Source organism: Gilliamella sp. Pas-s95 (assembly GCF_009795795.1).
Classification (GTDB): domain Bacteria; phylum Pseudomonadota; class Gammaproteobacteria; order Enterobacterales; family Orbaceae; genus Gilliamella; species Gilliamella bombicola.
The window spans coordinates 23,721-46,916 of record NZ_WTFC01000003.1 but is presented as its reverse complement, the minus strand read 5'-3'; the positions used below and the strand labels follow the sequence as shown (position 1 = coordinate 46,916).

General features: G+C 34.8%; 18 protein-coding genes and 4 tRNA genes. 9 read left to right on the top strand and 13 right to left on the bottom strand.

Annotated features, from left to right (window positions below; translation table 11 throughout):
* The first annotated feature begins 45 nt into the window (after positions 1–45).
* Together pflB and pflA are read left to right on the top strand one after the other, a co-directional pair.
* Positions 46–2,328, top strand: coding sequence for a formate C-acetyltransferase (gene pflB, locus GQ598_RS01435; RefSeq protein WP_160402023.1), 2,283 nt, complete (start codon positions 46–48; stop codon positions 2,326–2,328).
* Positions 2,329–2,570: 242 nt separating this feature from the next.
* Positions 2,571–3,350 (top strand): pyruvate formate lyase 1-activating protein, encoded by a 780-nt coding sequence (pflA, locus tag GQ598_RS01430; protein ID WP_237410289.1) that lies wholly within the window; start codon positions 2,571–2,573, stop codon positions 3,348–3,350.
* A gap of 51 nt (positions 3,351–3,401) precedes the next feature.
* On the opposite strand, the gene rarD is transcribed toward pflA, so the two are convergent.
* The 10 genes from rarD to recA all read right to left on the bottom strand — a co-directional run bounded on the left by rarD (position 3,402) and on the right by recA (position 11,022).
* A complete protein-coding gene (rarD, locus tag GQ598_RS01425) occupies positions 3,402–4,295 on the bottom strand; it encodes an EamA family transporter RarD (RefSeq protein ID WP_160402022.1) in 894 nt (297 codons plus the stop codon).
* Between the two features lie 65 nt (positions 4,296–4,360).
* Positions 4,361–5,653: a serine--tRNA ligase gene (gene serS, locus GQ598_RS01420; RefSeq protein ID WP_091349045.1), complete on the bottom strand. Its 1,293-nt coding sequence runs from the start codon at positions 5,651–5,653 to the stop codon at positions 4,361–4,363.
* A 153-nt stretch (positions 5,654–5,806) separates the two neighbouring features.
* Positions 5,807–5,883, bottom strand: a tRNA-Arg gene (locus GQ598_RS01415).
* 19 nt (positions 5,884–5,902) lie between these two features.
* Positions 5,903–5,979, bottom strand: a tRNA-Arg gene (locus tag GQ598_RS01410).
* 18 nt (positions 5,980–5,997) lie between these two features.
* A tRNA-Arg gene (locus GQ598_RS01405) sits at positions 5,998–6,074 on the bottom strand.
* 18 nt (positions 6,075–6,092) lie between these two features.
* Positions 6,093–6,185, bottom strand: a tRNA-Ser gene (locus GQ598_RS01400).
* Positions 6,186–6,314: 129 nt separating this feature from the next.
* The gene (csrA, locus tag GQ598_RS01395) at positions 6,315–6,509 is read right to left on the bottom strand and encodes a carbon storage regulator CsrA (protein ID WP_091349048.1); all 195 of its coding nucleotides are present in this window, start codon (positions 6,507–6,509) and stop codon (positions 6,315–6,317) included.
* A 137-nt stretch (positions 6,510–6,646) separates the two neighbouring features.
* Positions 6,647–9,280: an alanine--tRNA ligase gene (gene alaS, locus GQ598_RS01390; protein WP_160402021.1), complete on the bottom strand. Its 2,634-nt coding sequence runs from the start codon at positions 9,278–9,280 to the stop codon at positions 6,647–6,649.
* 196 nt (positions 9,281–9,476) lie between these two features.
* A complete protein-coding gene (locus GQ598_RS01385; protein WP_160402020.1) occupies positions 9,477–9,983 on the bottom strand; it encodes a regulatory protein RecX in 507 nt (168 codons plus the stop codon).
* Positions 9,976–11,022, bottom strand: coding sequence for a recombinase RecA (gene recA, locus GQ598_RS01380; RefSeq protein ID WP_091349058.1), 1,047 nt, complete (start codon positions 11,020–11,022; stop codon positions 9,976–9,978). The genes GQ598_RS01385 and recA overlap by 8 nt, the downstream gene beginning before the upstream one ends.
* A gap of 487 nt (positions 11,023–11,509) precedes the next feature.
* On the opposite strand from recA, the gene GQ598_RS01375 reads away from it, so the two are divergent.
* Genes GQ598_RS01375 through GQ598_RS01365 form a run of 3 tightly spaced genes read left to right on the top strand, consistent with a single transcriptional unit; the run spans position 11,510 to position 14,994 of the window.
* Positions 11,510–12,757, top strand: coding sequence for a PqiA/YebS family transporter subunit (locus GQ598_RS01375; RefSeq protein ID WP_160402019.1), 1,248 nt, complete (start codon positions 11,510–11,512; stop codon positions 12,755–12,757).
* Between the two features lie 15 nt (positions 12,758–12,772).
* A complete protein-coding gene (gene pqiB / locus GQ598_RS01370) occupies positions 12,773–14,410 on the top strand; it encodes an intermembrane transport protein PqiB (protein WP_160402018.1) in 1,638 nt (545 codons plus the stop codon).
* Positions 14,410–14,994, top strand: a complete 585-nt coding sequence (locus GQ598_RS01365; RefSeq protein WP_160402017.1) for a membrane integrity-associated transporter subunit PqiC — start codon at positions 14,410–14,412, stop codon at positions 14,992–14,994. Before pqiB ends, GQ598_RS01365 begins: the two co-directional genes overlap by 1 nt.
* A 44-nt stretch (positions 14,995–15,038) precedes the next feature.
* Here the strand turns inward: GQ598_RS01365 and pabB are convergent, their stop codons facing one another.
* On the bottom strand, positions 15,039–16,793 hold the full coding sequence (pabB, locus tag GQ598_RS01360; protein ID WP_160402016.1) for an aminodeoxychorismate synthase component I: 1,755 nt from the start codon (positions 16,791–16,793) through the stop codon (positions 15,039–15,041).
* Position 16,794: 1 nt separating this feature from the next.
* A complete protein-coding gene (locus GQ598_RS01355; RefSeq protein ID WP_160402015.1) occupies positions 16,795–17,370 on the bottom strand; it encodes an aminodeoxychorismate/anthranilate synthase component II in 576 nt (191 codons plus the stop codon).
* Between the two features lie 291 nt (positions 17,371–17,661).
* On the opposite strand from GQ598_RS01355, the gene manD reads away from it, so the two are divergent.
* The 4 genes from manD (at position 17,662) to GQ598_RS01335 (ending at position 22,826) form a co-directional block, all read left to right on the top strand.
* Positions 17,662–18,876, top strand: a complete 1,215-nt coding sequence (manD, locus tag GQ598_RS01350) for a D-mannonate dehydratase ManD (protein ID WP_160402014.1) — start codon at positions 17,662–17,664, stop codon at positions 18,874–18,876.
* Positions 18,877–18,891: 15 nt separating this feature from the next.
* Positions 18,892–19,908: a Zn-dependent oxidoreductase gene (locus tag GQ598_RS01345; RefSeq protein ID WP_160402013.1), complete on the top strand. Its 1,017-nt coding sequence runs from the start codon at positions 18,892–18,894 to the stop codon at positions 19,906–19,908.
* A 63-nt stretch (positions 19,909–19,971) separates the two neighbouring features.
* Complete coding sequence (locus tag GQ598_RS01340) at positions 19,972–21,321, top strand: MFS transporter (protein ID WP_202112629.1); 1,350 nt, start codon at positions 19,972–19,974, stop codon at positions 21,319–21,321.
* 23 nt (positions 21,322–21,344) lie between these two features.
* Complete coding sequence (locus tag GQ598_RS01335) at positions 21,345–22,826, top strand: mannitol dehydrogenase family protein (protein WP_160402012.1); 1,482 nt, start codon at positions 21,345–21,347, stop codon at positions 22,824–22,826.
* Here the strand turns inward: GQ598_RS01335 and GQ598_RS11300 are convergent.
* Positions 22,789–23,124: an IS3 family transposase gene (locus GQ598_RS11300; RefSeq protein ID WP_160402059.1), complete on the bottom strand. Its 336-nt coding sequence runs from the start codon at positions 23,122–23,124 to the stop codon at positions 22,789–22,791. The genes GQ598_RS01335 and GQ598_RS11300 overlap by 38 nt on opposite strands.
* Positions 23,125–23,196 lie beyond the last annotated feature (72 nt).

The window sequence follows — 23,196 nt, the reverse complement described above, 5'->3', positions numbered from 1 at the left end:
ATAAGAGGGTAAATAGATATTTTTGTAAACCTGAGGTGAAAAACTATGAGTAATTTAAACGAAGTACAAGCAGTTGCTTGGAAAGGCTTTAAAGATGGTGATTGGCAAAATAATGTTAATGTCCGCGATTTTATTCAAAAAAACTACACGCCATATGAGGGCGATGAGTCTTTCTTAGCTGGCGCAACTGAAGCGACAACTAAGTTATGGGATAAAGTAATGGAAGGCATTAAAATTGAAAATGCTACCCATGCCCCTGTGGATTTTGATACTAGTGTTATTTCGACAATTACTGCTCATGATGCAGGTTATATTGAAAAAGATTTAGAAAAAATTGTTGGTTTACAAACTGAAAAACCACTAAAACGTGCAATTATTCCGTTTGGTGGTATCAAAATGATCGAGAATTCTTGTAAAGCTTATAACAGAACCCTTGATCCTTTAGTTAAAAAAATCTTTACAGAATATCGTAAAACGCATAACCAAGGTGTATTTGATATCTATACCCCAGATATTCTTCGTTGTCGTAAATCAGGTGTTATCACTGGTCTTCCTGATGCTTATGGTCGTGGTCGTATTATTGGTGATTACCGTCGTGTTGCTCTTTACGGTATTGACTACTTAATGCAAGATAAATTTGCACAATTCAATTCATTACAAGCAGATTTCGAAAACGGTGTTGATTTAGCAATGACTATGCAACGTCGTGAAGAAATCGCAGAACAACATCGTGCGCTTGGTCAAATTAAAGAAATGGCTGCTAAATATGGTTATGATATTTCAGCACCAGCTAAAACAGCACAAGAAGCAGTGCAATGGACTTACTTCGGTTATTTAGCTGCGGTTAAATCACAAAATGGTGCAGCAATGTCATTAGGTCGTACGTCGACTTTCTTTGATATTTACTTCCAACGTGATCTCGAAGCAGGATTAATTACTGAAAAAGATGCACAAGAAATTGTTGACCATTTCGTTATGAAATTACGTATGGTTCGTTTCTTACGTACTCCTGAATACGATGAATTATTCTCTGGCGATCCAATTTGGGCAACTGAATCTATCGCAGGTATGGGAGTTGATGGTCGTACTTTAGTTACTAAGACTTCTTTCCGCTTCTTAAATACTTTATATACAATGGGTCCATCACCAGAACCTAATATGACTATCCTTTGGTCTGAAAAATTACCAAGTGGATTTAAAGAGTTCGCATCTAAAGTATCCATTGATACTTCATCATTACAATATGAAAATGATGATTTAATGCGTCCTGACTTTAACAATGATGACTATGCTATTGCATGTTGTGTAAGCCCAATGATTGTGGGTAAACAAATGCAATTCTTTGGTGCGCGTGCAAACCTTGCTAAAACACTTCTATACGCAATCAACGGCGGTGTGGATGAAAAATTAAAAATGCAAGTTGGTCCTAAAGAAGCTCCAATCACTGATGAATATTTAGATTTTGATACAGTGTTTGCTCGTTTAGACCACTTTATGGATTGGTTAGCAAAACAATACGTAACAGCATTAAACGCTATTCACTATATGCATGATAAATATAGTTATGAAGCATCATTAATGGCATTACATGATCGTGATGTTATTCGTACTATGGCATGTGGTATTGCGGGTCTTTCTGTTGCTGCTGACTCACTTTCTGCGATTAAATATGCGAAAGTAAAAACTATTCGTGATGAAGATGGTTTAGCGACTGACTTTGAAATTGAAGGTGAATATCCTCAATTTGGTAACAATGATCCACGAGTCGATGATATTGCTGTTGATCTAGTTGAACGTTTCATGAAGAAAATTCAAAAACTTAAAACTTATCGTAATGCAATTCCTACTCAGTCAGTATTAACTATTACTTCAAACGTTGTTTATGGTAAGAAAACGGGTAATACTCCTGATGGTCGTCGTGCTGGTGCACCATTTGGACCGGGTGCTAACCCAATGCACGGACGTGACCAAAAAGGTGCGGTGGCTTCATTAACCTCTGTTGCTAAATTACCATTTGCTTATGCTAAAGACGGTATTTCTTATACTTTCTCTATCGTTCCAAATGCATTAGGTAAAGATGATGATGTGCGTAAACGCAATTTAGCTGGCTTAATGGACGGTTATTTCCATCACGAAGCAACAATTGAAGGTGGTCAACATCTAAATGTTAATGTATTAAATCGTGATACATTATTAGATGCAATGGAGCATCCTGAAAAATATCCACAGTTAACCATTCGTGTTTCTGGATATGCGGTACGTTTCAATTCTTTAACTAAAGAGCAGCAAAATGACGTAATTAGTCGTACATTTACGCAAGTAATGTAATTGAGTTAATTGATTATCAAAATAGCGTCCTTAAGGGCGCTATTTTTTTATCAAGATTAAAAGAATATTGGTGTCAACTTTTATTAAATATCAATATGATGATAATAATTGAATACTGTTGGTGTTTATTCGGTATAATTAAACAAAATATAATTAGCGTCGATTAATATAATTGGTGTAAGCCAGATGCTATCGGCGTTAAAATTATTAAAAGCAATATGAGCAATGATTAGAGATTATCTATGGAACAACAAAATATTATTATGACAACCAAATCACCTATTAAAGGCCGCATTCACTCTTTTGAATCCTTTGGTACTGTTGATGGCCCTGGAATCCGATTTATTGTTTTTTTTCAAGGTTGTTTAATGCGTTGCTTGTATTGCCATAATCGTGATACTTGGGATTTAAAAGAGGGAAAAGAAGTCACTGTTGACGAATTGATGAAAGAAATTGTTTCTTACAAGAGTTTTATTATGCCTAATGGTGGTGGCGTGACGGCTTCTGGTGGTGAGGCAACGCTACAAGCTGAATTTGTTACAGAATGGTTTAAAGCTTGTCATCAAGAGGGTATTAGCACTTGTTTAGATACAAATGGTTATGCAAGACAGCTCGATCATGTTGTTGATGAACTTTTAGACGTTACTGATTTAGTTATGCTTGACTTAAAACAAGTCAATGATGAAATTCATCAAAAATTAGTTGGTGTTCCTAATAAGCGGGTTCTTGAGTTTGCCAAATATTTACAAAAAATCAATAAACGAACTTGGATACGTTATGTGGTTGTTCCCGGATGGACCGATGATGATAATTCAGCGCATTTGCTTGGTCAATTTATTCACGGGATGGACAATATTGAGCGTGTAGAATTGCTTGCTTACCATAAAATGGGGGCATATAAATGGGATACACTTGGCGATGAATATAAGTTAGAAGGGGTTGAAGCTCCACCAAGAGAAACGCTTGATAGAATCAAAGGAATCATAGAAAGTTATGGCCATTATGTCACTTTTAGTAAATAATAAATCAGCTGTTTGACACAAGGCACAATGAATTGTGCCTTTTAGTATCCATTAAATTCTTTTGCGTTTTATTGCTCGCATAACAAAAACCCCACCCTCCAAAGCTAGAATGCCAACCGATAGCCAAATAAATCCATATGATACAATGTGCTTTGATGAGACTGTTTCATGTAAAAATACTATTGAAATAATTGTCAGTAGTATGGGTTCTACATATCCCAATAAACCAAATAATCCCATGGGTAGTAAACGACTTGCAACAAAATACATAGCAAAAGCTACAGCAGTGATGATGCCTAACATAGGTATATAAATATGGAAATGAGAAAGATCACTGATTATTTTGTCTAAACGATAGTTTAAAGCACAATATACAAGGCACCCTAGGAAGATAAACAAAAAGTCAGAAAACGTGCCAGAAATGCCATCTATTTGCAATTTTCGCCTTAATATAAAGTATATTGGGTACCCCAGAGCAATAATAGCGGTTTCCCATGAAAATGCACCTGTAATGTAGATTTCAATAGAAACGCCTAATACAGCAAGCCCAACCGCAATTTTTTGTAAAAAACTGAGCTTTTCTTTATAAACGATCTGTCCAGAAATTACCATTGCTAATGGTAATAAAAAATAGCCTAATGAGGCGGATAATCCATGCCCATTAAGTGGTGCCCAGATAAAAATCATCATCTGTATTGTGAGCAAAAACGAAGAAAATAATAACCCCAATAAAAGAAGCGGTTGTTGTTTTATTCGACTAAATAGTGCTGTTATAGCTGACCACTGTTTTCCTGCAATGATTAATACAACTATTGCAGGAAATGAGGTTAGTAATCGCCAACAAAAAATATCAACAACAGATAAGGGATGTAACAAAACTGGATAGTAATAAAGTAACCCAAATAAACATGATGCAAGTATTGAAAGTGCTACACCTTTTATCATTTTTCCACCGTTGTTAATAAAAAAGCGCTAACAAGTAGCGCTATTATATACATTAGAAGGCGCGTTTATTTAATAAACTCAACACCATTCATATAAGGTACTAAAACTGATGGAACTTTAATTGAACCATCTGCTTGTTGATAGTTTTCCATAATTGCAACTAGCGTTCGACCAACAGCTAAACCAGAACCATTCAGTGTATGGACTAAATATGTTTTATTGTCAGCTTTATTGCGATAACGAGCTTGCATACGTCGAGCTTGGAAATCCCACATATTTGAACAAGAAGAGATCTCTCTATAGGTATTTTGAGCTGGTACCCATACTTCAAGATCATAGGTTTTACATGAACCAAAGCCCATATCACCAGTACACAGTACAATTTTTCGATATGGTAGTTCAAGTAATTGTAATACTTTTTCTGCGTGAGCAGTTAGCTCTTCTAGTGCTTTCATAGACTCTTCAGGCTTAACAATTTGAACCAATTCTACTTTATCAAATTGATGCATACGAATTAAGCCACGAGTGTCTTTGCCATAAGATCCTGCCTCAGAACGGAAGCAAGGAGTATGCGCTGTCATTTTTAATGGTAATACACTTTCATCAAGAATTTCATCACGTACAAGGTTAGTGACTGGCACTTCAGCGGTTGGAATTAATGCATAATTGCTACTATCAGCTTCTTCATCTAGTGGTTTCGTATGAAATAAATCACCTGCAAATTTAGGTAATTGTCCTGTACCAAAAAGTGTTGCTTGATTTACAAGATAAGGCACATAAATTTCGGCATAGCCGTGTTGTTCGGTGTGTAAATCTAACATAAATTGGGTGATAGCACGATGTAAGCGTGCTATTTGTGATTTCATAACCACAAAACGAGCACCTGTTAGCTTTACGCCAGCTGCAAAATCAAGCCCACCAAAACGTTCACCTAATGCAACGTGATCTTGAACTGGAAAATCAAACGTTCTTGGTGTACCAAAACGTGATATTTCGACATTATCGTTTTCATCTTTACCATCAGGTACAGAATCATCAGGAATATTCGGGATAGAAGAGGCAATATCTTTAATTTGATTGAGTAACGTATCAAGCTCTATTTTTGCGCTATTAAGTTTTTCACCTAGTTTGTTGACTTCTTCACGTACAGCTGTGATATCTTCACCACGAGCCTTTGCTTGACCTATAGCTTTTGAGCGAGCGTTACGCTCAGCTTGCAAGTTTTCTGTTTCAACTTGTAATACCTTGCGCTTTTCTTCTAGATGACGAATAGCATCAACATCTAATTTAAATCCACGACGCGCTAATTTATTAGCGACAAGATCCAATTCATTTCGGAGTAAATTTGGGTCCAACATACATAATGTCCATTATTAATTAGGGAATATCTTTCTACTTCGTTGTTATTCTAATATAGATAACAGAACATATAAATCAAAAAGTAGATTGATTTATTGATATTAAAATTTGTGAGCTTAGTATACTAGAATTATATCGGGATTCAACCTAAATGGCGCACCCGAAGGGATTCGAACCCCTGACCGCTCGGTTCGAAGCCGAGTGCTCTATCCAGCTGAGCTACGGATGCGTGTAAGTTCGTTAAAAAATGGTGCATCCGAAGGGATTCGAACCCCTGACCGCCCGGTTCGTAGCCGGGTACTCTATCCAGCTGAGCTACGGATGCGTTTTGAATTTATTAAAATGGTGCATCCGAAGGGATTCGAACCCCTGACCGCCCGGTTCGTAGCCGGGTACTCTATCCAGCTGAGCTACGGATGCATATTTTAATTTTTTAAATGGCGGTGAGAGAGGGATTCGAACCCTCGATGCAGCTTTTGACCGCATACTCCCTTAGCAGGGGAGCGCCTTCAGCCTCTCGGCCATCTCACCAAAGCACTATGACTTTGTTCAAACAACAAAATCATAATGTGTGGCGCACATATTACTTTTTACAAAAAATAAGTCAAACATTTTTTTATTTATACGTGCTGGTTGTTTATTTACTGCCCAATATTACCCTCAGGACTTGGGCAATTCATCGTTTATCTCTTGTGGCTGATGAATTCTGTTATATATTTCTTCTCTATGAATAGAAACTTCTTTAGGTGCATTAATACCAACTCTGACTTGATTACCTTTTACGCCCAAGATGGTAATAACTACATCATCACCAATTATTAGTGTTTCACCTACTCTCCTAGTTAAAATTAACATTAGATCTCCTAATATCAGTTAAGTATATATCCAAACAATTTTAAGATATAGCTTCGTTAGCCCCATCTATAAAACAGAAGATGGAAATTTAAAGAAAAACTCTAATATTTAATTATTAAACATTTGAGTATATATGGCTAACTTGCTTGTAATTTGCTACTGATTTCTTTTTTCACCGAAGATAACGCTTCTGGTAACGCTGAGAGATCCGTTCCTCCTGCTTGAGCAAAATCAGGCCGCCCACCACCTTTACCACCTATCTTTAATGCTAATTGAGAAACTAATTCGCCTGCTTTAACTATATTGACTAAATCATCAGTTACACCAGCAGCTAAATTAATTTTACCATCATTAACGGCAGCTAAAATAATTACACCTGTTTTTAATTGATTTTTAAGATCATCAATCATTGTCCGTAATAATTTTGCTTCGACGCTATCTAGTTTAGCAATAAGCAAATTTTTGTTATTGATTGTTTCACATTGATTAATCAATTGTGCACTTTCTTGGCTAGCTTTCTGTGCTTTTAATTGTTCAATCGTTCTTTCAAGCAGTTTAGTTTGATCAAGCAATTGTTCAATGCGTGTTATAACTGTAGATTTGTCACTTTTAACTAATTGTCCAATTTCAGTTAATAAATTGGATTCGTTATGTATCAGATCTATTGCATTTTGTCCAGATGTTGCCTCGATACGGCGTACACCCGATGCAATGCTTGACTCTGTTATTATTTTAAATAAACCAATATCGCCAGTTCTATCTACGTGAGTACCACCACAAAGTTCAATTGAAAAATCGCCCATTGTTAGAACTCTAACAATATCTTCATATTTTTCACCAAATAAAGCCATAGCGCCTTTATTTTTAGCCTTATCAATAGGCATTAGCTCAATATCTACTGGTAAATTACGACGAATTTGTTGATTAACTAAGTTCTCTATTTCAATAATTTGTTCTGGTGTAATAGCTTGATTATGTGAAAAGTCAAAACGCAGATAGGTATCATTAACTAAAGATCCTTTTTGATGAACATGGTTACCTAAAACACGTTGTAAAGCCGCTTGTAATAAATGTGTAGCAGAATGATTACGGCGAATACGTTCGCGTAACTCGATATCAATAGCTGCAGTGATATTATCGCCAATTTTTAAAGAACCTTTAATTAGTTTTCCTAAATGGCCAATACTTTTACCATATTTTTGGCTATCAAAAACGCTAAATTCAAGATTAGCTGCAGTTAATAAACCTTTATCACCAATTTGACCACCTGATTCTCCATAAAATGGTGTTTTGTCTAAAACGACGATAGCTTCATCACCAGCACTAATATTTTCAACCTTCTGGCCATTTTTAAATATAGCAATAACTTTTCCTAAGGATTCTGTTGCCTGATAGCCTAAAAACTCAGTTTTATCATCAAGTTTAATAACATTGCTATAATCGACATTAAATGAGCTTGATTCGCGAGCTCGTTTTCTTTGCTCTTCCATGCAATGATTAAAACCAGCTTCATCAATAGTAATATTTTTTTCGCGACATACATCAGCAGTTAAATCTAGCGGGAAGCCGTAAGTATCATAAAGTTTAAATGCAACATCACCAGGTAATATTTGACTGCTTAGTTTTGCTAGTTCTTGATCAAGTAAAAATAATCCGCGTTCTAATGTTTTTAAAAACTGTTCTTCTTCGATTTTGAGCGCGTCTTCAACTAATTTTCGATTATTTTCTAGTTCAACTGCTGCGCTTCCCATCACATCAATTAATGGTTTAACAAGCTTGTAGAAGAAAATATTTTTTGCACCTAGCATATGCCCATGGCGTACAGCACGTCGAATAATACGTCTTAAAACATAACCTCGACCTTCGTTTGAAGGTAATACTCCATCCGAAATTAAAAAAGCACAAGAACGAATATGGTCAGCAATAACGCGTAGAGATTTACTTTCTAAATCTTTAGTTTGAATAATATGAGCTGCATCATTAATTAATTTTTTGAATAGATCTATTTCATAATTAGAGTTGACATGTTGCAATACTGCTGCAATGCGTTCTAGCCCCATACCTGTATCGACCGATGGTTTAGGTAATGGTTCCATTGTACCGTCAGGATGGCGATTAAATTGCATAAAGACAATGTTCCAAATTTCGATAAATCGGTCACCATCTTCTTCAGCGCTACCTGGAGGTCCCCCCCAAATATGATCTCCATGATCATAGAAAATTTCGGTACAAGGCCCACAAGGCCCTGTATCTCCCATCTGCCAGAAATTATCTGAGGCATACGGGGCACCTTTATTATCACCAATACGAATTATGCGTTCTTTAGGTATACCTATTTCTTTTTCCCAAATTGCATAAGCTTCGTCATCTGTTTCATAAACGGTAACGGTTAATTTATCTTTAGGTAGATTAAACCACTTTTCGCTAGTTAACAATTCCCATGCAAAATGTATTGCATCATGCTTAAAATAGTCGCCGAAACTAAAGTTTCCTAACATTTCAAAAAAAGTATGGTGTCGGGCTGTATAACCAACATTGTCTAAATCATTATGTTTACCACCAGCACGGACGCAACGTTGTGATGTTGTTGCTCTAGTATAAGAACGCTTATCAATACCAAGAAATACATCTTTAAATTGATTCATTCCAGCATTAGTAAATAATAATGTTGGGTCATTGTGTGGAACAAGGGAACTACTTGCGACAACTTCATGTCCTTTGTCACGGAAAAAGTCAAGAAAATTTTGACGAATTTCTGCTGTGCTTTTCATTTATGCTTCCATATAAAACGATAGATGTTTAAATATAGTAATATACCTGTTACAACAAAAGTTGAAAAGTAAATATTCTTATATTGGGGTGGAGCTAATTAGTACTACAAGTAAATAAGGAAAAAGAATTAGTGAGCTTTTATTTGTAATCGGTTTTACTAAATTGTATATATTGTATTCTAGATATTATGACTATTTAAGTCAATAAATTGTACACTGTTTTAATATCATCTTGCGTATAACCTCTTGTCATTAAAAATTGAATACCTTTTTGTTTTTTATTGTTATTTTTAGAATCAATTTGTTTTAGCTTTTTTAGCAATTGTTCATATGCTAGATTAGTCCAGTCGATATTAGCCATTTGCAATAGTTGTTGAGTTAAATCAACTGATAAACCTCGTTGTTTGAGTTCCATTGCAATTTTATATTTTCCATAACCTTTATTTGCACGCATAACAATATATTTTTCAATATATTGCTCATCATTAATCCAATTTTGATTAATACAATGCTCAATTACATCTCGTATTTCTGTTTTTAGTTTGGCTAACAGGTCATGATATTCTTCATCTGTACATCGTTGCTTCTTTGCAAAAAAAAATGTTATTTTTTGGCTTAGCTCATACGAAGAGTGATCGCGCTGTGCAAGTAACTGCACAGCTTTATTTAGGATTAATTTATTGAGTTTTTTCTCATTATTCAATGCTTTCATCCTCAGATGAAATATTTTCGTCATCAGCCGTAAAAACAGCTGGACTATTTAGTAATAAATCACGTAGTTTGATTTCTAGTTCTTTAGCAATTTCGGGATGTTCTTGTAAGAACTTAATTGAGTTAGCTTTACCTTGACCCACTTTTTCGCCATTGTAGCTATACCATGCGCCAGCTTTATCGACCAATTTGTGTTTGACACCTAAGTCAATTAGTTCACCTTCTTTTGAAATCCCACAACCATACAAAATCTGGAATTCAGTTTGCCTAAATGGTGCGGCAACTTTGTTTTTAACCACTTTTACTCTAGTATCACTACCAATAATATCTTCGCCTTCTTTTACTGAACCAATACGACGGATATCAAGACGAACAGAGGCATAGAATTTAAGTGCGTTACCACCGGTTGTTGTTTCAGGATTACCAAACATTACACCAATTTTCATACGAATTTGGTTGATAAATACAACTAAGCAATTGGCGTTTTTTATGTTTGCAGTAAGCTTACGCAAAGCTTGTGACATTAAACGAGCTTGTAATCCCATATGAGAATCGCCCATTTCTCCTTCAATTTCAGCCTTTGGTGTTAAAGCGGCAACGGAGTCAACAATAATCACATCAACGGCACCAGAACGAACCAAAGCATCACAAATTTCAAGTGCTTGTTCACCAGTATCAGGTTGAGAAACTAATAGATCATCAACTTTTACACCTAATTTTGCAGCATAAATTGGATCGAGAGCATGTTCAGCATCAATAAATGCACAAGTTTTACCTTCTTTTTGAGCTTGTGCTATAACAGATAAGGTGAGTGTTGTTTTACCCGATGATTCTGGTCCAAAAATTTCAACGATTCGGCCCATTGGTAAGCCGCCAATACCTAATGCAATATCTAGACCTAAAGAACCAGTAGATACCGCGTCCACATCTAACGTTTGGGTATCTCCTAAACGCATAATTGAACCTTTACCAAATTGTTTCTCGATTTGACTTAATGCAGCGGAAAGTGCGCGTTGTTTATTTTCGTTCATATTATAAAATTCCAATGAGTTAGGATATGGATATATTACACTGTATTATTATACAGTATCAAGTTTTTTTATACACAAACAGTCAATTAGTTATGGGAGCTTGTTCACAGTTTTTTTACCAAAAGTCCATTTGGTGTAATAGTTGAAACTAACAGATGGTGATGAAATATTAATATTCAAGATTAAATTTATTGGATTATTATATTCATTTTATGATTATAATACTCAAACAATTTTAAACAAATAACGATTGTTTAAATATAAATAAGAAAAGCGGTGTATTTTATAAAAATTGTTATATATAAAATCTAATAATAATCAAAGTTTACTAGTTTAATTCAGTAATATTTACAAAAAAATCAATTTGACACAATGAGATTTGATGTGTTTTTAACATAATTTTATTTGTTTAAGTATTTATACTTAAGTGTAATATTTATTTGAAATATTTTTACAGGTTAAAATGTACATCAAACAAAGGAAAATAATGATTATTGATAGACAACATTATGTTTTATGCTCACACTGTGATTTGGTCATTGGATTATCGGATATAACGATAGGGCATAAAGCTGTGTGCCCGCGTTGTAACGCTACATTAGCTAAAAATAATAATAATAATATGAAGTTTAGCGCAGCTATGTATGCAATATGTTCATTAATTATGATTATTGTAGCTTGTGGTTTTATCTTTATCGATATCCGTATTGTGGGTAATTTCATCGGTGTTAGCGTATTAGATATTCCTAAAACTCTTTTTTCTGATAATTATAGCTATATTTCAGCACTTTTTATTTTGTTTGTTTTACTTTTTCCTATATTTAATTTATCGATTATTGTTTTGCTCTGTTCCAAACTACAATTAACAAAGTATCGTAAACGAGATTTGCTTGTTGTTTATGAAAAGTGTCAACATTGGTGTATGCCTGAAATATTTCTTACTGGTATTTTGGTTAGTTTTGTTAAATTAATGAGTTATGGCAGTATTGGTGTGACAGGCACATTTTGGGCATTCTGCTTATTTGTCTTTTTTTATATAAAGTCTTTAGTGATTTTTTCGCCAGAAACAATTTGGCACGAAATTCATCGTAGTAATTTTGCTACCAATACACCAAAAGTTGGTGAAACAGGCATTTGTCAAAATTTAAAATTATGCAAATGCTGTAAGGCTATATTGCCAGTGCATTATGTAAAATGTCCAAGGTGTAAACAAAAAAGTAAAATTCGAGATCGTGATAAAATACAATGGACTCTAGCCTTATTGGTTACTTCATTAATTCTTTACATTCCCGCTAATTTATTTGGAATTATGATAACCGTTGTATTTGGGTCATCCTCAACTTCCACTATTATGGATGGTGTCATTTATATGTGGCAAGCCGGTGATATACCTGTTGCACTTGTCATTTTTATTGCTAGTGTTGTTATTCCAATTTTAAAAATTATTTCACTTAGTTGGCTTTGTTATTTTGCACTAGCAGTAAAACAAAAAAATAAACAAAATTGCTTAAGAATGAAAAGATTGTACACTGCTGTTGAGTTTATTGGTAAATGGTCAATGATTGATATATTTGTGGTCGCTGTTATTTGTTCTTTAGTTAGAAATCAGCAAATGATGGGCGTTTACCCAGATATTGGTGTTACATTTTTTGCAACTGTCGTTATTATCACGATGATTGCATCACAAAAATTTGATCCTCGTTTAATTTGGGATCGTCCTCAAAATAGAAAATAAATCAATAGGAACGATATGGCTACGTCAAGTAAATTAGCAAAAATAATTAAAATTAGAGCTATTTCAGCAATATGGATTATTCCCATTGTTACTGCAATTGTGGGTATTTGGATAATTTATGCCCATTTTGCCGATAGAGGAATTTCGTTTACATTGCTTGCAAAAGACGCAAATGGCATTATTGCCGGAAAAACGGTAATTAAAAACCGTAGTGTTGATGTTGGTATAGTTGATGAAGTGACTTTATCTGATGACTACAAGCAAGTAGTAATAAAAGGTCGTATTTATAATGACATGGCTCCGCTACTTAAAAATGATTCAATTTTTTGGGTTGTTAAGCCTGAAATTGGTCGTGATGGAGTGACTGGATTAGGCACTATTTTATCGGGCGTTTATATAGAATTAGTTGCGGGAAATGATACGCATAGTTTTCAACATAAACCTTTCGTGCTATCGGATAATCCACCATTGTCCGAACCAAGCATTCAAGGCCTTCGTCTAAATTTAGAAAGTGAGCAAAATGGTGTGATTCCTCGAGGTGCTTCTATTATGTTTCACGGTTATCGCGTAGGTAATGTTGAGACCTCCGAATTTGATATTGAATCACGCAAGATGAAATATCAAATTTTTATTACTAAGCCTTACGATGTGCTAGTAACACAAAATGTTCGCTTTTGGAAAGAGGGAGGAATCAACTTAACACTTTCATCTCAAGGCGCAAACTTAGATGTGCCTTCTTTAGATGTATTAATGTCTGGTGGAATTAGCTTTGATTTACCTGAAGGTTCCAAATTAGGTGCGCCAGCTGAGCAAAATGCAGTTTATAAATTATATGAAGATAAAAAAGCTATCCAAGACTCACAATATACTGAATATAAAGAGTTTCTTATTATGATTTCTGATTCCATATCAGGATTAACCGAAGGTGTACCGGTGGAATATCATGGTATTAGGCTAGGTACGGTATCTAAAGTACCATTTTATACTGCAGAAATGTTAGAAAAATCATCAATTTTAAATAAAAGAGTACCAATATTAATTCGAATTGAACCAGATCGCTTATCTGAATTAGTTGATGAAAAAATTGATATTGCCGCATTGATTATGAAAGAACAAGAGAATGGATTAAGGGCTTCGTTAAAAACATCAAACATGTTCACAGGTGCGATGTATATAGACCTTGATTTTTATCCTGATTTAAAAAATAAATATGATTCAAAAATGGCAAAACAGTTTGGTTACGATACTATTGAGGCGACTTCAACTGGAATTGCGCAAATTCAATCAAAAGTTATGCAATTATTAGATAATTTTAATAATTTACCTATTAATAATACGGTATCACAGCTTAATCAATCGCTTGCTTCAAGCCAACACTTAATGGATTCATTAAATCGAGTCATGGCAAGTAAAGAGATGCAGAATATGCCAAAAGATCTACAAAAAACATTGCGCTCATTAAATGAAACAATGAAAGAATTACAACCAGGTTCTGAGCTCAACAATCAAATGAAGGAGAGTTTACAAAAAGTGCAACAGATGATGGATGAACTCACTCCATTACTCAACACGCTTAATGATAAGAGTAATGCACTAATTTTTTCTGCTCCATCAAAGAAAGATCAAGAACCTCAAGCAAAAGGTAAAAAATAATGAACAGAATATATAAAAAGTTACTTATAGCTATATTTATACCATTATTTGCCATATTAATAGGTTGCTCAGCTAGTAACCCAAGTAAAAGTTATTTTCAACTCACTAGTAATTTACAGATTCCTATATCGCAAAATATGAAAACCACGAATCAATTTATTTGGATTGAGTCTATTGATGTGGCGAGTTTTTTAAATAAACCTGGAATTGTATTACAAACCGATAATATCAAATATGAAACAGCAACGAACCATTTATGGATATCGACGTTATCTCAGCAATTACAAGACCGATTAACGCAGGATTTAACTGCTATGTTACCCAATTATTTAGTGTCCAGTAAATCAATTACAACACCAACAATAACGGTAAAATTATTTATAGATGGTTTTTATGGTAGTTATACGGGAGATGCGGTGATTAAGGGGCGATGGGTTGTTACTGACAATAAAAATAATATTGAAACAAAACCATTTGAACGCCATGTTCCTTTATCAACCAATGGCTATGACGCTCTAGTTAAAGCGCTATCGAAAGGGTGGCAAGATGAAGAGCTAGACTTTGCAAACTCAATAAAATATTAGTGTGACACTGACCTTCCGTCAGCGTGCTGACGGAAGGTCTAAACTTAAATGGCAATAGATTTTAGCGACAATTTGAATTGATTAAAAACTTTATCATCAATGTTTACCCATTTACGAACACTATTGATAAAAGAGATTTTTTCGGCATGTACCAGATCATTTTTTAAAATCGTTTTTTCTAACAATTGATTGTGATCCACATAAAATTGTCGCATGGTTCCAGCTAATAATCCCGATTCTTTTTTAGGTGTAACCCATTGATCATTAATCAATAGTGCAAGATTACCATTAACAAACTCAGTTATCTCATTGTGTTGATTAAAATTAATATATTCTTTCCCTACAGTTAAATCTGGAAAGTGCTTACGATTTGATGTTTTATGATACAAATAGACATTTTGGTTATCAACGCACAGTGGTGCAAGTTGGATTTCATTAATGTCTATCGGCGTATTAATGATATCTTTGCTAATAGTGTAATGCCCATCTTTTTGCTGTAAGATTCTCACTTTATAATGGTTGTTAGGCACTGAATTTGCTAACTTAATAAGTTGTAACTTAATTACATTAATATCACAGTTAAAATCAAAATAATCAGCTGATTGAGCAAGTCTGCTTAAATGTTCATCTAATAATAAAAATTGCCCTTTTTCAAGCAACAATGATTCAATAATATATTTGGGGGTAGAAATAGTGCGATTCAAAATGGCTGTTTTCGCTAAGATCTCACTATATTCGTCTTGAGATGTTGAATCCCAAGTGATCCCACCACCAACACCATAGCACATCTGTTGATTGTGTATGGTTAATGTACGAATTGGGATATTAAATATAGCTTTATTCATATAAGGTTCAATATAACCAATTGTTCCACAGTAAACTCCCCGTGGTGAGTTTTCAATATCTGCGATAATTTGCATGGTACTGGTTTTTGGGGCTCCGGTAATTGAGCCACAAGGGAATAGGGCTTGAAAAATTTGATATAAACTGACATCTTCCTTCATTTCAGCTTGAATCGTTGACGTCAATTGCCAAACGGTTGGATATTTTTCCGCTGAAAATAATTTAGGCACTGTCACCGTTCCTGGTTTTGCAATGCGACTTAAATCATTACGCAACAAATCAACAATCATCATGTTTTCAGCTTGATTTTTTTCAGAAAATAACAACTCTAATTGTCGTTTATCTTGTTGATTATTTAAGCCGCGTGCGGTTGTTCCTTTCATTGGTTTTGTCGTAATAATGTTATTGTCTAACTTAAAGAATAATTCCGGTGAAATCGATAAAATATGATAATCGTCAAACTCAAGATAAGCACAATAATCTGCCTGATTGTTTTTTTGTAGAAAGTGGTAATAATCAATAGCGCTTTCATTAAATGGTGCGGTAAATTGAATAGTATAGTTGGTTTGATAAGTATTGCCTGATTCAATTTGTGATCGAATAAAGTCAATTTTTTGATTATATTCATCTCTTGATGTATCGCTTTTTAAATCAAAGCTTGGCGGTGTATAATCATTGAGTTCTACTTGTTCAACGATAGAAAAATGATCAAAAATACCAAATAACAATAGTGGCAAACTTTGATGGACCTCATCATTATGTTTTGTTTTATTTTCACTATTTAACCCCGTTGCACTTTCATAAGCGAGATACCCAACCGCATAAAAACCTTGTTGGATGAATTTTTCGATTAATTCGAATTGTTGTTGAATTGTCGAGTAATCATTCGCTCTTAAAATGGCGATAGGATTGCAAAAATATTTATGCTGACCTTCAAAATCTATATAAATTTTCATATTAAGATTGCTCATGGACAAAATTATTAATCATTTGTAAACCTGATTCGGTTTTTATCGCTTCAGGGTGGAATTGAACTGACTCAATGGGTAATGTTTTATGACGCAATCCCATAATCAATCCTTGATTGTTTCGAGCAGTTACAATTAGGTGAGAATTTTTTTGTGAAAAATTATCACATGCAATCAATGAGTGATAGCGAACCACTGAAAGCGGTTTTTTGACTCCCTTAAATAACCCTTGACCATCATGCGTTATTGCATCGACTTTACCGTGCATCGGTATTGGTGCTTTGGCAATGCGGTAGCCATAATATTGTGCAATGGCTTGATGTCCTAAACAAATTCCCAATATCGGGCAAATATGAGCAAATTCAGCAATCACAGCAAGTGATATTCCTGCATTAATTGGTGCTCCTGGGCCAGGGGAAATGATAATTTTAGAAAAGGCGAGTTCCTTTACTTGTTCAATTGTCAGTTCGTCGTTTTTGATGACTTTAACTTTTGCGCCAACTTGGCATAAATAATCGTTAATATTAAATGTAAAAGAATCATAATTATCTATTAATAATATCAAAGTATAGTCCATTAATTACAAAGCACATTAATTTAAACACAGGTAACTGTAACAGTTAAAATCCAGTCGTAACTGGTTTTATTATACCGTTAATACACTGAAAAGAAGAAATCATTGCGGTTTTACCCTCTTTTTATCTCTCTTTTATACTTAAACACTGTATTTTATGAAACTTTTTTACAAAAAAACAGTTTTTCTGTGATTGATTTCACAAAAGTATACAACTCTACTTGTATGGTAGTATTTATGTTGTTATTTTAATAACGTCTAAATTTACACAAGAGGTATTGAATGAAAATTATAAAAGCAGATGTTTTTGTATGCAGTCCAGGAAGAAATTTTGTCACATTAAAAATCACCACAGACGAAGGAGTTTATGGTGTTGGTGATGCAACGCTTAATGGACGTGAATTAGCCGTAGCTTCTTATCTTAAAGATCATCTGTGCCCTCAACTCATTGGGCGCGATCCGCATCAAATAGAAGACATCTTCCAATATTTCTATAAAGGCGCTTATTGGCGTCGTGGTCCTGTGACTATGTCAGCTATTTCGGCCATTGATATGGCTCTGTGGGATATTAAAGGCAAATTAGCCAACATGCCTCTTTACCAGCTATTAGGTGGCGCATCTCGCACAGGCGTTATGGTTTACTGTCATACCACTGGTGCAAGCATTGACGAAGCATTAGATGACTATGCTAAACATAAGGAAATGGGGTTTAAAGCAATTCGAGTGCAATGTGGTATACCAGGAATGAAGACCACCTATGGTCAAAGTAAAGGGAAAAATCTAGCTTACGAACCAGCCACGCGTGGAAATTACCCAGAAGAACAATGTTGGGCAACAGAGAAATACCTCGATTTTATGCCTAAATTGTTTGATGCCGTACGAAATAAATTTGGTTTTAATGAGCATTTACTACATGACATGCATCACCGTTTAACACCAATCGAAGCGGCTCGTTTTGGGAAAAGTATAGAAGATTACAGGCTGTTTTGGATGGAAGATCCAACGCCTGCTGAAAATCAAGAATGTTTCCGATTAATACGTCAACACACAGTTACTCCAATTGCAGTTGGTGAAGTATTTAATAGCATATGGGATTGCAAACAACTTATTCAAGAGCAATTGATAGATTACATTCGAACTACAATTACCCATGCAGGCGGCATTACCCATATGCGCCGTATTGCTGATTTTGCTGCACTTTATCAAGTAAGAACAGGATCGCACGGACCATCTGATTTATCCCCAATTTGCCATGCAGCCGCACTGCATTTTGATATGTGGGTACCTAATTTTGGTGTGCAAGAATTTATGGGTTATTCAGAGCAAATGCTGGAAGTCTTTTCACCAAACTGGACTTTTAATGATGGCTATATGCACCCAAGCGATAAACCAGGTCTTGGTATCAATTTCGATGAAAAACTTGCCGAAAAATATCCATACAAACCAGCTTACTTACCGATTGCTCGTTTAGAAGATGGCACGTTGTGGAATTGGTAAATTATAGGAGGTTATATGAAAAGTATTGTAATCAAACAACCTAATGAATTGGTAATTGAGGAACGAGAAGTTCCTCAGCCTGCAAATGGAGAAGTAAGAGTAAAAGTAAAATTAGCAGGTATTTGTGGTTCAGATAGCCATATATACCGCGGACATAACCCATTTGTTAAATATCCACGAGTTATTGGTCATGAATTTTTTGGTGTGATTGATGAAGTTGGTGAAGGGGTTGATAAATCTAGAATTGGAGAAAGAGTATCTGTCGATCCAGTTATTAGTTGTGGGCACTGCTATTCTTGCTTAGTTGGTCGTCCTAATGTTTGTACATCTCTCACTGTATTGGGTGTTCATCGAGATGGTGGATTTAGTCAGTACGCAGTAGTTCCAAGTAAAAATGCTTATGTTATCCCAGATGAAATTAGTGATGAGTTTGCAGTGATGATTGAACCATTTACTATCGCAGCAAATGCAACCAGCCATTTAAAACCAACTGAAAATGATATTGTACTAATTTATGGTGCCGGCCCAATGGGACTAACTTCAGTACAAGCATTAAAAGGTGTTTATAACGTTAAAGAGGTCATTGTTGTTGACCGAATTGAAGAGCGTTTAAATATGGCAAAAATTAGTGGTGCTGACAGAGTAATAAACAATACCTCTTTATCTTTAAAAGATGAACTGGATAAGCTCAGTATTAAACCGACGGTTATTATAGATGCAGCCTGTCATCCATCTATTTTGCAAGAGGCAATTAGTATTGCATCACCAGCAGCAAGAATCTTGATTATGGGATTCTCAAGTGATGCCTGTCAGATCACTCAGCAAGGTATTACAAGTAAAGAATTATCTATTTTTTCATCTCGATTAAATGCTAATAAATTTCCAGTTGTAATTGATTGGCTTAAGAAAAAATTAATTGACCCGCAAAAGTTAATCACACATCAATTCGATTATATGCAAGTCATTCAAGCGATAGAAACTTTTGAAAAAGATCAAAAACAGTGTTGCAAGGTGTTACTAACTATTAGTTAGAAATTTTTAAACACATTTTTATTGATGATCTTTTTATATATAAAATTATAAGGCGAGTAAAATATGAATAACATAGGAAAGATTAAATGTGAAAGAAATGCTTCAGATTTAGTTAAAGCGGCTGTTTCTGGATGGCTTGGCACCGCATTAGAATTTATGGACTTTCAGTTATATTCTTTAGGCGCTGCACTAGTATTTCGTGAAATATTTTTTCCCGAACAATCGGCAATTATGGCACTAATCTTAGCTATGGGAACCTATGGGGCAGGATACATTGCTCGAATTGTTGGTGCTTTTATCTTTGGACGAATGGGCGATGCAATTGGTAGAAAGAAAGTATTATTTATTACAATTACTATGATGGGTATTTGTACAACACTAATTGGTGTATTACCAACTTATGCTCAAGTAGGTATTTTAGCTCCTTTAATGTTGGTCCTCTTACGAATAGTTCAAGGTTTGGGTGCTGGTGCTGAAATTTCAGGGGCGGGCACTATGCTTGCAGAATATGCTCCTATAGGAAAAAGAGGAATTATTTCTTCATTAGTTGCAATGGGCACTAATTGCGGTACATTGAGCGCTACTGCAATTTGGGCAGTTATGTTTTTTTTGTTAGATAAAGAACAGCTAATTGCATGGGGATGGAGAGTACCTTTCCTTGTAAGTGCGATTGTTATGATTTTTGCGATATGGCTTAGAATGAACTTAAAAGAAAGCCCTGTATTTGATGGTGTTAATGATGTAAATACCCAATCAATTAATGACAAACAACCAATCAAACACATTTCATTAGTTGAAATGATAAAAAGTAAATCATTTTGGCTAGCAACTGGTTTGCGTTTTGGGCAGGCAGGAAATTCAGGGTTAATTCAAACTTTTTTAGCAGGTTACTTGGTGCAGGCTTTATTATTCGAAAAAGGTATACCTACAGATGCTTTAATGATTAGTTCTATTGTAGGATTTGTTACTATTCCTTTTTTAGGGTGGTTATCTGACAAAATTGGTCGACGAATTCCATATATTGTTTTGACTGTTTCTTCAATTATTCTTGCTTATCCAATGCTATCTATTGTTGTTGATAAAAGTTATTCAGTTAGCACTATAATGTTATGCTTAATTATTATTCATAACATTGCAGTACTAGGGTTATTTGCGCTAGAAAATATTACTATGGCGGAAATGTTTGGTGCTCGTAATCGTTTTACTCAAATGGCAATATCTAAAGAAGCCGGAGGTCTTATTGCAGTCGGATTTGGTCCTTTATTAGCCGGAATTTTCTGTAATATTGTTAACGATTGGTGGCCAATTGTTGCTATGATCATTGTTTATTCTTGTATTGGTTTGATATCAGCGATTTTTATGCCAGAAATTAAAGATCGTGATTTATCTGATTTAAATAATGCTGCATTATAATTTAAGGTTTTGAAGGAAAAATAATGAAACTATCAAATCTAACTTTATCACAACTACCTGAAAAGGTAGTTGTACCGAACTATGATAGAAATAAGCTTAAAACTAAAATAGTTCATCTTGGTTTTGGTGCTTTTCATCGTGCTCATCAAGCTGTTTTTACTGACATTTTGGCAACAAAATATGGAAGTGATTGGGGATATTGTGAAGTTAATTTAATCGGCGGTGAAAAACAAATTGAAGATTTAAAACAGCAAGATTACCTATTTAGTGTGTGTGAAATGGCTTATGATAATTGGAATTCGCGCGTTGTCGGAGTTGCCAAAGAGGCATTACATGCTGATATTGATGGTATTGCAAAAATATTAGAAGTTATGACACGCCCTGAAATCGCTATCATTTCAATAACTGTTACTGAAAAGGGATATTGTTATTTACCGTCAACGGCATCAATTGATCTAAATAACCCGCTGATTAAACACGATATTGAAAATGCAGCTAAACCGAAAACTGTTCCGGGTCTGATCGTTGAGGCATTACGTTTACGTAAAGAAAAAGGTTTAAAACCGTTTACGGTAATGTCCTGTGATAATATGCCAGAAAATGGTCATGTGACACGTAATGTTGTTTTGGCGTTAGCCAAACAACGTGATCCAAGTTTGGCTAGTTGGATCGACCAAAATGTGACATTCCCATCAACAATGGTTGACCGAATTGTACCTGCCGTGACACCTGAAACCATGGAAAAAATCCAAAAACAACTGGGTGGTATTGAAGATCCAGCGGGCGTTGCCGGCGAGCCATTTAAGCAATGGGTTATTGAAGATAACTTTGTTGCTGGCAGACCAGAGTGGCAAAAAGCCGGTGCTGAACTTGTTAGTGATGTCTTGCCTTATGAAGAGATGAAGCTACGTATGTTAAATGGTAGTCACTCGTTTTTAGCTTATTTAGGCTATTTAGCAGGTTATTTACATATTGATGAATGCATGCAAGATCCTCATTATGTGAAAGCTGCAAGACATTTGATGATAAATGAACAAGCAAGCACATTACGAGTAAAAGGAGTTGATTTACAGGCTTATGCCGATTCGTTGCTTGATCGTTATCGCAATACAGGTTTAAAACATCGTACTTGGCAAATAGCCATGGATGGTACTTTAAAATTACCCCAACGTATGCTCGATTCAGTCCGTTTTCATTTAGCGAATAACACACCTTTTGATTGCCTAGCTTTAGGTATTGCAGCTTGGATGAGATATGTAAGTGGGACTGATGATGCAGGTAAGATGATTGAGATAAGTGATCCAATTGCTGATAAGTTGAAAGAACTAGTAGCAAACAGCCAAGATAATCAAGAACGGGTAAAATCGCTATTGTCATTATCACATGTATTTGGTGATGATCTACCTAACAATAAATGTTTTGTTGAACAGGTAACTAAAGCTTATTTAGCTTTGCGGGATACTGGCGCTAAAAAGTCAGTTGAACAATTAGCAGAAAGTTTTTAAAGTTTTTTTTTAACATTACTAACACAACTAACATAATTAATAAAAACAAAGTGTAATTGCCTGCAAGGGCGTTACACTTTTCACTTGTACTCCAATTTAGTACAAATAACCTTTCTATATTTATTTCATTGAAATAGCAACACATTTCAAACAAAAAATTAAGGGGTAAGTGTTTTTTAAATTCAACGGAAGGCAAGTAGCCTAACGAAGAATGTAATCGTTTATGATTGTACCAATAGGCATAAGCCGAAAAAGCGCGTTGTAACTCAGCCGTTGAGTTTAAGCGATTAAGTCTTATTCTTTTTGTTGATGTGACAACCCCCTATTATACAAATAAGTCAAATCCTATTAATAATACATTTTCAACAAT

What these genes read in the sequence shown, in the direction of transcription:
- pflB (WP_160402023.1), top strand. Translation starts at nt 46, where the DNA reads ATGAGTAATTTAAACGAAGTACAAGCAGTTGCTTGGAAAGGCTTTAAA.
- pflA (WP_237410289.1), top strand. Translation starts at nt 2,571, where the DNA reads ATGGAACAACAAAATATTATTATGACAACCAAATCACCTATTAAAGGC.
- rarD (WP_160402022.1), bottom strand. Translation starts at nt 4,295, where the DNA reads ATGATAAAAGGTGTAGCACTTTCAATACTTGCATCATGTTTATTTGGG.
- serS (WP_091349045.1), bottom strand. Translation starts at nt 5,653, where the DNA reads ATGTTGGACCCAAATTTACTCCGAAATGAATTGGATCTTGTCGCTAAT.
- csrA (WP_091349048.1), bottom strand. Translation starts at nt 6,509, where the DNA reads ATGTTAATTTTAACTAGGAGAGTAGGTGAAACACTAATAATTGGTGAT.
- alaS (WP_160402021.1), bottom strand. Translation starts at nt 9,280, where the DNA reads ATGAAAAGCACAGCAGAAATTCGTCAAAATTTTCTTGACTTTTTCCGT.
- recA (WP_091349058.1), bottom strand. Translation starts at nt 11,022, where the DNA reads ATGAACGAAAATAAACAACGCGCACTTTCCGCTGCATTAAGTCAAATC.
- GQ598_RS01375 (WP_160402019.1), top strand. Translation starts at nt 11,510, where the DNA reads ATGATTATTGATAGACAACATTATGTTTTATGCTCACACTGTGATTTG.
- pqiB (WP_160402018.1), top strand. Translation starts at nt 12,773, where the DNA reads ATGGCTACGTCAAGTAAATTAGCAAAAATAATTAAAATTAGAGCTATT.
- GQ598_RS01365 (WP_160402017.1), top strand. Translation starts at nt 14,410, where the DNA reads ATGAACAGAATATATAAAAAGTTACTTATAGCTATATTTATACCATTA.
- pabB (WP_160402016.1), bottom strand. Translation starts at nt 16,793, where the DNA reads ATGAAAATTTATATAGATTTTGAAGGTCAGCATAAATATTTTTGCAAT.
- manD (WP_160402014.1), top strand. Translation starts at nt 17,662, where the DNA reads ATGAAAATTATAAAAGCAGATGTTTTTGTATGCAGTCCAGGAAGAAAT.
- GQ598_RS01345 (WP_160402013.1), top strand. Translation starts at nt 18,892, where the DNA reads ATGAAAAGTATTGTAATCAAACAACCTAATGAATTGGTAATTGAGGAA.
- GQ598_RS01340 (WP_202112629.1), top strand. Translation starts at nt 19,972, where the DNA reads ATGAATAACATAGGAAAGATTAAATGTGAAAGAAATGCTTCAGATTTA.
- GQ598_RS01335 (WP_160402012.1), top strand. Translation starts at nt 21,345, where the DNA reads ATGAAACTATCAAATCTAACTTTATCACAACTACCTGAAAAGGTAGTT.